This window comes from Desertihabitans aurantiacus, assembly GCF_003344635.1.
In the GTDB taxonomy this organism is placed as follows: Bacteria; Actinomycetota; Actinomycetes; order Propionibacteriales; family Propionibacteriaceae; genus Desertihabitans; species Desertihabitans aurantiacus.
The window spans coordinates 1-11,396 of sequence record NZ_QPKK01000119.1 but is presented as its reverse complement, the minus strand read 5'-3'; the positions used below and the strand labels follow the sequence as shown (position 1 = coordinate 11,396).

Below are 11,396 nucleotides of genomic sequence, written 5' to 3'. Positions count from 1 at the left end.
CCGGGCGGCTGGCCAGCGCCAGCTCGCGCAGCCGTCGGGCGCGGTGCGGCGGCGCGTACTCCGGCCCCAGGCCGCCGCCGCTGGCCCGGTCGTTGGCGTTTACCTCGAGGTCGGGGACGTCACGCCGCGGCATCTCGCGCCAGCCGCGCCAGGTGTCCGCGGCGACCCAGGCCCGTCCGGGCTGGAGGGTGAGGGCCTCGGAGCGGTCCGGGACCCTGCCGGCCAGCAGGTGGCGGGCGCCGTGGACGTCGGCGACCACGACGCTGTTGACCGGCTCCACCCAGTGCTCGAGCGCCGCCTCGACGTCGGCGACCGAGCGAGCCCGCAGCAGCGGCAGCAGCGCCTCGAACCCGAGGTCGGAGAGCACCTGGCTGGGCACCCGCAGGGAGTGGGTGGGAGCGCCGTGGACGCCGAGGGCGGGCGGTTCCAGGCCCGTGACCACCGGCCCGCGGGCGGTGCGGAGGCAGGTGACGGTGGTGGTGCTGGGGGCGGGGCCGCGGACGGTGAGGGTCTCCTCGTGGGCGTCGACGGGTTCCCAGCCGTCGGGGCCCTCGGCCTCCCAGCGGTCGTCGACGCGGCGGAGCCGTTCGGCGTAGAGGTCCTGGTAGTCGGCCATGGCGTTGGTGATGCCCCAGGCGACCGGGCCGGCGTGGGCGAAGTGCTGGACACCGGGGACGCCGGGGAAGGTGAAGCCGTGCACGTCCACGCCGGGGCAGCGCAGGTGCACCTGGGCGTACACGCCGGGGATCTCCAGCAGCCGGTGCGGGTCGCCGGCCACCAGCGGACGACCGCTGGCGGTGTGCCGGCCCGCGACGACGACGGCGTTGCTGCCGCTGCCGGTCTCGCCCTCGATGCCGAGCAGCCCGACCGCCCCAGGACCCAGCCGCTCGGCGACCGTGGCCCGCCACAGCTTGGTGGGGAAGCTCGCGAACAGCACGTGCGCGACCCAGAAGATGCCCAGTGGGGTCCACGGCTCCCAGGCCCGGACGTCCGTGGCGCCGAGCCGTCGCAGCTCGGTCGAGGAGGCCGCGGCCGCCGGCAGCCCCTCGTTGACGCCCTCGACGTAGGCGTCCACGAAGGCCCGGGTCTCCGGCCCGAGCCGGTCGTAGGCCTCGCGTGCGGTCGCCTCCAGCTGCACCTGGCGGGCGAGGACGTCCCAGGCAAGACCGGGCTCCCCCAGCCACTCGGCGGTCCGGCCCTCCATCCGCCACCGGTCCAGCTCGATCTGCCAGACCCGGTCCTGCGCGGTCACCCGGCCCTGCAGCCGGGCCAGCGCGAGCACGTCGGGAGCCTGCAGGTGCGGGATGCCCCAGGCGTCGCGGCGGACCTCGGGGATCACCGGGCCGCCGCCCGGGCCACCGGGTTCGCCAGCGTGCCGCTCATGATCAACGAGCTCGCCTGGTCCGTCAGGTCGACCATCTGCAGAGTATTGCGCAGCTGCAGCCGGTTGAGGCAGGAGTGGGCGAAGCGCGGGGCGCGCAGGTCGAGCCGGCCGACCAGGGCGGGGTGGTCGGCCTCCCACTCGTCCAGGCAGTCGGCCACCAGCGTCCAGAAGCGGTGCACGTCGAGCAGCCCGTCGACGTCGAGGACGGCCGCCACGAAGCGCAGCACCCCGTCGAAGACGTCGGTCTGCACCGACAGCGCCGCGACGTCCTCGCCCACGGGTGCGCGGACCCGCTCCACCTCCGGCGGCAGCGGCCGGTCGGTCGAGAGCACCGCCACCTCCTCGCCGATGTCCTTCATGATCATCCGCGTCGGGGCGTGGTCGCGCAGCACCATGATCAGGTTCTCCCCGTGCGGCATGAACGCCAGGTCGTGGGCGAGGAGGCAGTGCGCCACCGGACGCAGGTAGACCCGCAGGTAGCGCCGCACCCACTCCTCGGCCTCCAGCCCGGACGCCCGCACCAGCGCCGCCAGGTGCGAGCGGCCCCCGGCATCGCGGTGCAGCAGCGAGGCCATCGTGGCCAGTCGCTCGTCGCGGGCCAGCCCCGGCACCGGCGACTCCCGCCACAGCGCCGCCAGCATCTTCTGGTAGGGCGAGCCGGCCGGGAGCCGGGTGTAGACGCTGCCGGTGTAGCCGATGGTGGCGTGCTCGCGCAGCACCGAGAACCCGCAGCCGCGCAGCGTCGGATCACCGCGGACGAGATCGGCCACGTAGTCGTTGATCGCCGGGGTGGCGCGCATGTAGCGCGCCGACAGCCCGCGCAGGAACCCCATGTTCTGCACCGCGAGCGCGGTCTTGACGTAGCTGCGGTCGGGACGGTCGACGTCGAAGAAGGTGCGGATCGACTGCTGGGCCTGGTAGCGGTCCTCGGTCTCGCCGAGGTGGACCAGGTCGCGGCGGGCCACGTCGGCGGCGAAGGTGATCGCCACCCGGGTGTCCCACTGCCAGGGGTGCACGGGCAGCAGCCGGTAGTCGGCCGGGTCGAGGCCGAGCCGCTCCAGCCGGTCGTGCAGCAGCTGCAGGCCCTCCGCACCGACCTCGTCGCGGTAGTGCTGCTCCTCGGTGACGTCGCGGGCGGCGGCGAAGTGGCTGAGCGTGCGGCGGGCCGCCACCCAGACCAGGCGCTGCGGACGTCCGGCTTCGGGGGACCAGGTGTCGTGGGCACGGCGGCCGAACCCGATCCGGCCGTTGTTGGCGAGGAAGGCCGGGTGGCCCTCGGTCATCGCGGCCTCGATCTGCTGGAACCCGGCCTCGAGCAGGTCCTCGACGCTCGCCGTGGCGGAGGTCCACTTGTAGGCCAGGCTGGCCAGCGTGCTGCTGACCTCCTCCAGGTAGGTGCCGAGCAGGGCGTCGGGGATGCCGAGCACCGGGGCCAGCTCGACCACCAGCTCGAGGACGTCCAGCTCCTGCGGCTCGCCGTCGACGGTGCGGGTCACGCTGGCGGCCTCGACGACCCAGTGCTCGAGCGGGTGGCGGACCGCGGCGAAGGTGTAGCGCACCCGGCCGCCGTCGACATCGACCACCCACCGGTCCCCCTCCAGCCGCCGCGGGGCGAGCAGGCGCTCGTGGCTGAACTCCGCCAGCGCCTTGGTCACCAGGTGCCGGTGCGCCCGGGCGGCCACCCCGGGTTCCAGGTGCGCGGCCGAGTCGTCGGGCCACCGCGCGGGCTCCGGCCCGAGCGGGCTGGTGCGGAAGGCGTCGCGGGTGCAGAAGGAGAGCGCGGCGGTCTTGTCGCTGAGCCGGACCAGCCGGTCGACGACGAACCCGGCGGCGGCGTTCTTGGCCGCCACCAGCCGGTTCCCGACGTCGGGCTCCACCACCACCCGCCGGACGGCCGGATCGGCGAAGCAGAAGTCCATCACCGCAGCGAACACGGCCGAGGTGAACCCCGGCACGCGCTGCTCGCCCGGGGCGACGAGCACGTGCATGCCGAGGTCGCCGTCGCGGACCGGGTAGTGCTGGGCCAGCTCGGAGCGGGCCGGGTCGTAGGTCTCGGCCAGGAACGCCGGCACCCCGGCGACCGAGCCGAGCCAGGCGTGGTGGGACGGGTCGGCGTCGATGGCGGCGTAGGCGGCGCGGACCGCGTCGAGGTCGGCCTCCTGCATCCCCCAGAACCGCGACCGCGGGGAGGCGACCCAGCCGTGCAGGAGCGCGGCGTCGCGGTCGGGGTCGAGCGGCTCGAGGGTGATCGGGCCCAGGTCGGTGCCGGGACGCGGGGGCGCGGTCCAGGGAGATCCCGCGTCGACGGGGTCGGGGTGGTGGGGTCGGGTGGTGGTCATCGGAGGCCCTCGCCCCCGTCGACAGGCTCCGCACGACGCCTCGACAGGCTCAGGGCGTGGTGGTGGGGGTCCGCAGGAGGGCGGGGGTCGGCGACGGCGAGGTCGGCGGGGACACCGAACTCCTGGAAGGCGATCCGCTCCTCGACCGGGTAGACCTCGCGGCCGAGCATCTGGGCGATGATCACCGAGTTGCGGTAGGCGCCCATGCCGAGGTCGGGGGCGCTGAGGCCGTGGGTGTGCTCCTCGGCGTTCTGCACGAAGATCTCGCACTGGCCGTGGTCGACGGCGTAGCCGCGCCCGACGTCGAGGCGGCCCTGGGCGTCCCATCGGATCCGGTCGGCCAGCGGGATGAGGAAGGCCGGCACCCTCGCCGCGTAGCCGGTGGCCGCGACCAGACCGGCGGTGGACGTCTGGAACGGCTGGTCGGTCTCCAGGTGGTGCAGGTCGAGGGTGAAGCGCTGCCCGTCCCAGGACGCGCCCCGCAGCTCGGCGCCGGTGAGCAGCCGGGTCGGCACCGGGCCGTCCACGCTGAGCCGGTACAGGGTGTCGAAGATGGTGTCGACGAGGTCGCCGCTGATCCCCTTGTAGAGGTGGCGCTGCTCGCGGCCCAGCCGGTCGCGGGTGGCCGGCGGGAGGGCGTGGAAGTAGGAGGTGTACTCCGGGGAGGTCATCTCCAGGGTGAGCTTGGTGTACTCCATCGGGAAGAACCGCGGGGAGCGGGTGACCCAGTCCAGCCGGTAGCCGCCCTCCCCGATGCCCTCCAGCAGGTCGAGGTAGATCTCGGCCGCGCTCTGCCCGCTGCCGAGCACGGTGATCGACTCCCCCGCCCGCAACCGGTCCCGGGCGGGCAGGTAGTCCGCGCTGTGCACCACCGGCGCGTCCAGCCCGTCCAGCGGCCACGGCAGCGAGGGCTGGGTGCCGACGCCGAGCACGATCCTCGGCGCGCGGTGCACCTCGGTGCTGCCGTCGGCCAGCACCGCCTCGACCCGGTAGCCGTCGCCGTCGTGGGTGATGCTGCGGACGGTCCGGCCGAAGCGGATGCTGGGCAGCCGGGTGCTGACCCAGCGGCAGTAGGCGTCGTACTCCGCGCGCAGCGGGTAGAAGCTCTCCCGGATGTAGAAGGGGTAGAGCCGGCCGTGCTGCTTGAGGTAGCTGAGGAAGGACCACGGCGAGGTGGGGTCGGCCATCGTCACCAGGTCGGCCAGGAACGGCACCTGGATGGTGGCGCCCTCGAGCATCATCCCGGGGTGCCAGGAGAAGGCGTCCCGGGCCTCGAGGAAGACGCCGTCCAGGTCGTCCAGCGGGTCGGTGAGGGCGGCCAGCCCGAGGTTGAAGGGGCCGAGCCCGACGGCGACGAAGTCGTGCTCGCCCGCCTCGCGCACGCCGCTCACCCGGCGTCCCCGACCAGCTCGAGGACGTCCTCCTCGGCCGGCACCGGTCCGCCGAGCGCCCGCCCGTGGTCGACGAGCAGGTCGAGCACCTCGCGCAGGTGGGCGGGGGTGGTGGCCGGGTTCAGCAGGGTCAGCTTGAGCCAGCCGTGGCCGTCCACGGTGGTGCCGGCCACCATCGCCCGGCCGGAGGAGAACAGCCGGCTGCGGATGAGCGGGTTGAGCCGGTCCGCCTCGGCGACGGTGACCCCAGCGGGGCGGTAGCGGAAGAGCACGGTGCTCAGCCGCGGCGGGCAGAGCAGCTCCAGGTCCGGGTCGGCGGTGACCAGGGCCGCGGCCTCGGCGGCCAGGTCGATCACCGTGTCGACGTGGCGGCCGATCGTCTCCGCGCCCATCACGCGCAGGGTCAGCCACAGCTTGAGCGCGTCGAAGCGCCGGGTGGTCTGCAGGCTCTTGTCGACCTGGTTGGGCTCCACCGCCTGGCGGGGGTTGAGGTAGTCGGCGTGGTAGGTGACGTGGCGCAGGTCGGCGCCCTCGCGGACCAGCAACGCACTGGAGGCCACCGGCTGGAAGAAGCTCTTGTGGAAGTCGACGGTGACCGAGGAGGCCCGCTCGATGCCGTCCAGCCAGTGCCGGCGGGTCGGCGAGACCAGCAGCCCGCAGCCGTAGGCGGCGTCCACGTGCAGCCAGACCCCGGCGGCGGTGGTGACATCGGCCACCTCTGCGAGCGGGTCGAGGACGCCGCGGTCGGTGGTGCCGGCGGTGGCGACCACCGCCATCACCACGTCACCGGCGGCGCGGACGGCGTCCAGCTCGGCGACCAGCGCCTCGGGCGACATCCGACCGGACGCGTCCACGGCCACGTCGCGGACGGCGTCGGTGGACAGCCCCAGCAGCCGGGCCGCCTTGGTCACGCTGAAGTGGCTGTTCGCGGTGGCGAGCACCCGCAGCCGTCCCAGCTCGACGGGCAGCCGGTCGCGGCAGTCCTCGCGGGCCAGCAGCAGACCCTGCAGGTTGGACTGCGTGCCGCCGCTGGTGAACACGCCGTCGGCGGTCGCGCCGAAGCCGATCCGCTCGCAGGTCCACCGCACCAGCCGGCGCTCGATCAGGGTGCCGCTGGTGCTCTGGTCCCAGGTGTCGACCGAGGTGTTGATGGCGCTGGCCAGGGCGTCGGCGGCGACCGCGGGCACCGCCACCGGGCAGTTGAGGTGGGCGAGGTAGCGGGGCTCGTGGAACCACACCGCGTGGTCGGCGTAGATCTCGGCGGCCTCGGCCAGCGCCGACTCGACCGTGCCGACCGGCTGGTCGAGGTCGACGGCGTCGACCAGGCGGGTCAGCTGCTCGAGGCTGGCACCGGAGTACGGCCGGTCGACGGTGGTCAGCCGGCTCGCCACCAGCTCGGTGGCCTGCGCCATCGCCGAGCGGTAGGCGTCGGCGGAACCGGCGTCGAGGAGGTGACTGGCCGCGGGGGCGGGCTGGCGCACCGGAGGTCCTTTCTTAGGCATCCCTTAGCAAGGTAAGCCTCACATGACCTGACGTCGTGCTGTCAACCGCGGCCGGAGGTGAGACGCGTCGCACCGTCACGAGATCGCAACGAGGTGATGCTTGGCAGCAGGCGGGTAGGGCGTGATCATGAGGTGATCATCGGCTCGTGCTGGAGGTCGACATGGAGGGGTACCGCGCACCGGCGGTCGAGGTCTCGCCGCTGCAGTCCGACGGCGTGCTGTCGGGGTTCCTGCTCAGCGGACGCTGGCCGCAGGACCTGGTGGAGTGGTCGAAGGTGCTCTGCCTGGCCGTCCGGGTGGCCGCGGTGCCGGGGCTGCTGCCGAGCAGCACGGTGTTCCGGGTCTGCGAGGACCGCGTCGAGGAACCGCCGCCGGAGATGGTCGGGCTGGTGGTCGCCGAGGGGACGCTGGTCGGTGAGGAGGCGCTCGGGCCCGGGTGCATCGAGCCGCCGGTGCCGATGGGTCTGCTGGTGCTGCACCCGCCCTCGACCACGGTGCCCAGCGTGGCTGAGCACGAGGTCGCCTCGGGCTGCATCTTCCTGCCGGGGCTGCCCTACCTGGGGTTGGACCACCGGGCCAGCTGGGTGGAGTCCGACGCCGCCGGCACCGTGACGCGGCTGGTCAACCGGCAGGACCTCGACCCCTACTCCGACGCGGACACCGCCGCGCTGTCGGTGCTGCTGGCGGCCTGAGCGCTCGGCGCGGGTTCGTCCGCCCTTCGACAGGCTCAGGACGACGCTTCGACAGGCTCAGGGCGTCGAGTCGGGCGTCAGGCGGCGAAGCCGTCGGGGTTCTGCTGCTGCCAGCGCCAGTGGTCTGCGGTCATCTCGTCCAGGGACTTGGTGGCGACCCAGCCGAGGTCGGTCAGCGCCTGGGAGGCGTCGGCCCAGAACGCCGCGATGTCGCCAGGACGGCGCGGGCCCACCTCGTGCGGGATGGGGCGGCCGACCGCCTTCTCGAAGGAGTGCAGCACCTCCAGCACCGAGTGCCCGCGGCCGGTGCCGAGGTTCCAGATGTGCACCCCGCCGTGGTCGGCCAGGTAGTCCATCGCCCGCACGTGGCCGTCGGCGAGGTCCATCACGTGCAGGTAGTCACGCACGCAGGTGCCGTCAGGGGTGTCGTAGTCGTCGCCGAAGACCACGAGCTTCTCCCGGCGTCCGACCGCCACCTGGGCGATGAAGGGCACCAGGTTGTTGGGGATGCCCTGCGGGTCCTCACCGATCCGGCCCGAGGGGTGGGCGCCCACCGGGTTGAAGTAGCGCAGCAGCGCGATCCGCCACCGGTCGTCGGCCGCGCCGACGTCGGTGAGGATGTCCTCGATGTGCTCCTTGGTGCGGCCGTAGGGGTTGAAGGCGTCCCGCGGCATCTTCTCCAGGTACGGCGCGACGGCGAGCTCGCCGTAGACGGTGGCGGAGGAGGAGAACACGATGGTGCGCACGTCGGTCGCCTGCATCGCCCGCAGCAGCGACAGCGTCCCCGCGACGTTGACCGAGTAGTAGTCCAGCGGCACCCGGGTGGACTCCCCCACCGCCTTCTTGCCGGCGAAGTGGATGACGGCGTCGATGCCGTGCTCGCGCAGCACCCGCTCGACCAGCGCCTGGTCGAGCATGTCGCCGCGGACGAAGGTGAGGCTGCGGCCGGTGATCTCCTCGACCCGGCGCAGGCTCTCCTGGCTGGCGTTGCTGAGGTCGTCCAGCACCACGACCCGGTGCCCGGCCTCGAGCAGCACCACCGCGGTGTGGGATCCGATGTAGCCGGCTCCGCCGGTCAGCAGCACGTCCATGGTGTCAGTCCTCCCTCTCCGCTGCCCGATCCTGCCACGGGTGACGGTCTGCGGGGGCACCCGTCGGGCCGGCGCTCAGCTGACGAGGTTGGCCGCCGCCTCGTCCATGTGGGCCTGCACGCAGTCGACCGCCGCGGTGACGTCACCGGCGTCGATGACGTCGACGATGGCGGCGTGCCGGTCCACCCGCATGTTGCTCACCGCACGCTCGGTGCCGGCCCACATGATCGACATCCGGATCGAGCCCTCCAGCGCCTGCCAGGTGTGCAGCAGGGTCGCGTTGCCGGTGAGCTCGCACAGCGCCCGGTGGAAGTCGAGGTCGGCCTCGACCCGGTCCTCCAGCGGACGGTCGACGACCTGCTCCATGGCCCGCACCCGCTCGCGCAGCGCGGTGACCACCGCGGCCCGGTCCTCGCGACGGCTGAGGGTGCGCACCGCCATCGACTCCAGCGCGGCCCGGACGGCGAAGACGTCCAGCACCTCCGGTGCGCCGAGGGTGCGCACGGACAACCAGCCGCGGGGGCCGGCCGAGACCAGCCCCTCCTGCTGCAGCTGGCGGAGGGCCTCGCGCAGGGTGCCGCGGCTGACCTGCAGCTGCTCCGACAGCTCGGTCTCCACCAGGTGCGTGCCCGGGGCCAGCGCACCGGTGGTGATCGCCCGGCGCAGCGCGGTGAGGGCCTGCTGGCGCAGGTTCACCCGGGCGAGCCCGGTGAGGGCGGCGGTCTGAGCGGCCATGGTGGCGGGCGTCCTTCGCGTCGGCGGGTGGAGAGCTGCCGCCGGGTGGCGGCTGCAGGGCGTTGCACGAGTGTAGTGAGCGGCCCGCGCCCGGCCGGGCGACCCGTTCCAGTGTTGACTGTCGACAGTGGGTCACCTAGGGTTGGTGACACCGCATCCCGCTGTCAACGACCGACGGCGCGATCCGCGCGGCGGGTGCCGTCGGCGCCCCCGCCGTCGAACCGACGACCACGAGGTGACCACCCATGCCAACGCACACCGCGGCGTTCGACCCCGAGCGGCTGCAACGGATCAAGGAGGCGGCCTTCCGGATCCGCACCAACGCCCTGGTCCAGGCCGAGGTCCAGGGCCAGGGCTACATCGGCCAGGCCCTCGATCTCGCCGACGTGCTGGCGGTGCTCTACACCGACCAGCTCAACCTGCGCCCGGAGGATCCGGAGTGGGAGGGCCGCGACCGCTGCCTGCTCTCCATCGGGCACTACGCCATCGCCCTCTACGCCGCCCTCGCCGAGGCGAAGTTCCTGCCCGAGTCCGAGCTGGAGACCTACGCCACCGACGACTCCCGGCTGCCGATGTCGGCGATGGCCTCCTACACCCCGGGGGTGGAGATCTCCGGCGGGTCGCTGGGCCACGGGATGGTGATCGCCAACGGCGTCGCCCTCGGGCTCAAGCGCAAGCAGAACGACGCCTTCGTCTACACCATCCTCTCCGACGGCGAGCTGAACGAGGGCTCCACCTGGGAGGCCGCCGCGGTGGCCGCCCACCACCGGCTGGACAACCTCATCGCCGTCGTCGACTTCAACGACCAGCAGGCCGACGGCAAGAGCTCGGCGATGCTGGGGATGGAGCCGGTCGAGGGCAAGTTCGAGGCCTTCGGCTGGGTCGTCCGTCGGGTCGACGGCAACGACGTCGCCGCGGTGCTGGGCGCGCTGGAGGAGCTGCGCGCCCTCGAGGCCGACCAGCCCCGCTGCCTGGTCGTCAACACCAAGCTCGGCAAGGGCGTGGAGTTCCTGGAGAACCGGGAGAAGCTGCACTTCATGTCCGTCGCCCCCGACGAGTGGGAGAAGGCCCACCGCCAGCTGAAGGAGTCGTTCGAGGCATGAGCACCACCGTGAACAAGAGACTGACCTCCGACGCGATGAGCGCCTCGCTGGCCCGCGAGGGCCAGCGCACCACCGCAGCCCCGCTGGGGCACGCGCTGGTCGAGCTCGCCCAGCGCGACGAGCGGGTGGTCGGGCTGTCGGCCGACCTGGCCAAGTACACCGACCTGCACATCCTGCGCGACGCGATGCCCGACCGCTTCTACCAGGTGGGCATGGCCGAGCAGGCGCTGCTGGGGATGGCCGCGGGGCTGGCGATGGAGGGGTTCGTCCCCTTCGCCTCCACCTACTCCGTCTTCGCCACCCGGCGGGCCTACGACTTCCTCTGCCTCGACATCGCCGAGGCGGGGCTCAACGTCAACATGGTGTGCGCGCTGCCCGGGCTGACCACCGGCTACGGCCCGTCCCACCAGGCCACCGAGGACGTGGCGATCCTGCGCGGGATGCCCAACCTCACCATCGTCGACCCCTGCGACGCCGTCGACATCGAGCAGGCGGTGCCGCAGCTGGCCGCCTCCGACGGGCCCACCTACCTGCGCGTCCTGCGCGGCAAGGTGCCCCGGGTGCTGGACGAGTACGACTACACCTTCGAGCTCGGCAAGGCGGCGCTGCTGCGCGACGGAGGTGAGGTGCTGCTGGTCTCCACCGGGCTGATGACCGAGCGCGCGCTGGAGGCGGCGCGGGCGCTGGAGGCCGACAAGGTCGACGTCGCCGTGCTGCACGTGCCCACCCTCAAGCCGCTGGACGAGGACACGGTGCTGCGTGAGCTGGCCAAGGACCGGCTGGTGCTCACCTGCGAGAACCACACCGTCATCGGCGGGCTCTTCGACGCGGTCGCCCATGTGCTGGTGCGCGACGGCGTGGTGCGCCAGATCACCCCGGTGGGGCTGCCGGACGAGTTCCTCGACGCCGGTGCGCTGCCCACGCTCAACGACCGCTACGGGGTGTCCACCGCGAAGATCGTCGAGCGGGTCAAGGGTCTGCTGCGGCCCGGACGGACCGAGCGCCCCGACTGAGCGCCCGCCCGAGGCACCACACGGACGGGCCCCGGCCCGGAGGGGAGCCTCCGGACCGGGGCCCGTCCGTCGTCCCGGGCGGTGGGGGCCCTCAGCCCCGGTAGGTCTGGATCACCTGGGAGTCGTCGACCCGCTCCCAGCCGGCC

At 73.2% G+C, this 11,396-nt stretch carries 9 protein-coding genes; 3 read left to right on the top strand and 6 right to left on the bottom strand.

From position 1 onward, the window contains the following. From DVA66_RS11020 to DVA66_RS11005, 4 genes are all read right to left on the bottom strand, one after another. Nucleotides 1-1,339 (bottom strand): penicillin acylase family protein (locus tag DVA66_RS11020; protein WP_198671671.1); only part of this gene is annotated, 1,339 nt, incomplete at its 3' end. Beyond that, a complete protein-coding gene (locus tag DVA66_RS11015; protein ID WP_114560131.1) occupies nt 1,336-3,723 on the bottom strand; it encodes a GNAT family N-acetyltransferase in 2,388 nt (795 codons plus the stop codon). The genes DVA66_RS11020 and DVA66_RS11015, both read right to left, overlap by 4 nt. Further along, nucleotides 3,720-5,114, bottom strand: a complete 1,395-nt coding sequence (locus DVA66_RS11010) for a lysine N(6)-hydroxylase/L-ornithine N(5)-oxygenase family protein (RefSeq protein ID WP_114560130.1) — start codon at nt 5,112-5,114, stop codon at nt 3,720-3,722. The genes DVA66_RS11015 and DVA66_RS11010 overlap by 4 nt, the downstream gene beginning before the upstream one ends. After that, on the bottom strand, nt 5,111-6,595 hold the full coding sequence (locus DVA66_RS11005) for a pyridoxal phosphate-dependent decarboxylase family protein (RefSeq protein WP_232821903.1): 1,485 nt from the start codon (nt 6,593-6,595) through the stop codon (nt 5,111-5,113). Before DVA66_RS11005 ends, DVA66_RS11010 begins: the two co-directional genes overlap by 4 nt. Before the next feature lie 167 nt (nt 6,596-6,762). On the opposite strand from DVA66_RS11005, the gene DVA66_RS11000 reads away from it, so the two are divergent. After that, nucleotides 6,763-7,308 (top strand): peptidase, encoded by a 546-nt coding sequence (locus DVA66_RS11000; RefSeq protein WP_232821902.1) that lies wholly within the window; start codon nt 6,763-6,765, stop codon nt 7,306-7,308. A gap of 77 nt (nt 7,309-7,385) precedes the next feature. On the opposite strand, the gene galE is transcribed toward DVA66_RS11000, so the two are convergent. Further along, nucleotides 7,386-8,399, bottom strand: coding sequence for a UDP-glucose 4-epimerase GalE (galE, locus tag DVA66_RS10995; RefSeq protein ID WP_114560128.1), 1,014 nt, complete (start codon nt 8,397-8,399; stop codon nt 7,386-7,388). A gap of 75 nt (nt 8,400-8,474) precedes the next feature. Then, on the bottom strand, nt 8,475-9,134 hold the full coding sequence (locus DVA66_RS10990; RefSeq protein ID WP_114560127.1) for a GntR family transcriptional regulator: 660 nt from the start codon (nt 9,132-9,134) through the stop codon (nt 8,475-8,477). A 245-nt stretch (nt 9,135-9,379) separates the two neighbouring features. Here DVA66_RS10990 and DVA66_RS10985 point away from each other — a divergent pair, with 245 nt between their 5' ends. Next, nucleotides 9,380-10,237: a transketolase gene (locus tag DVA66_RS10985; RefSeq protein WP_114560126.1), complete on the top strand. Its 858-nt coding sequence runs from the start codon at nt 9,380-9,382 to the stop codon at nt 10,235-10,237. Continuing rightward, nucleotides 10,234-11,250 (top strand): transketolase family protein, encoded by a 1,017-nt coding sequence (locus DVA66_RS10980; protein ID WP_114560125.1) that lies wholly within the window; start codon nt 10,234-10,236, stop codon nt 11,248-11,250. Before DVA66_RS10985 ends, DVA66_RS10980 begins: the two co-directional genes overlap by 4 nt. The last annotated feature ends 146 nt before the right edge of the window (nt 11,251-11,396 follow it).

Coding starts and splice junctions, on each gene's coding strand:
- DVA66_RS10990 (WP_114560127.1), bottom strand. CDS start 9,134: ATGGCCGCTCAGACCGCCGCCCTCACCGGGCTCGCCCGGGTGAACCTG.
- DVA66_RS10985 (WP_114560126.1), top strand. CDS start 9,380: ATGCCAACGCACACCGCGGCGTTCGACCCCGAGCGGCTGCAACGGATC.
- galE (WP_114560128.1), bottom strand. CDS start 8,399: ATGGACGTGCTGCTGACCGGCGGAGCCGGCTACATCGGATCCCACACC.
- DVA66_RS10980 (WP_114560125.1), top strand. CDS start 10,234: ATGAGCACCACCGTGAACAAGAGACTGACCTCCGACGCGATGAGCGCC.
- DVA66_RS11015 (WP_114560131.1), bottom strand. CDS start 3,723: ATGACCACCACCCGACCCCACCACCCCGACCCCGTCGACGCGGGATCT.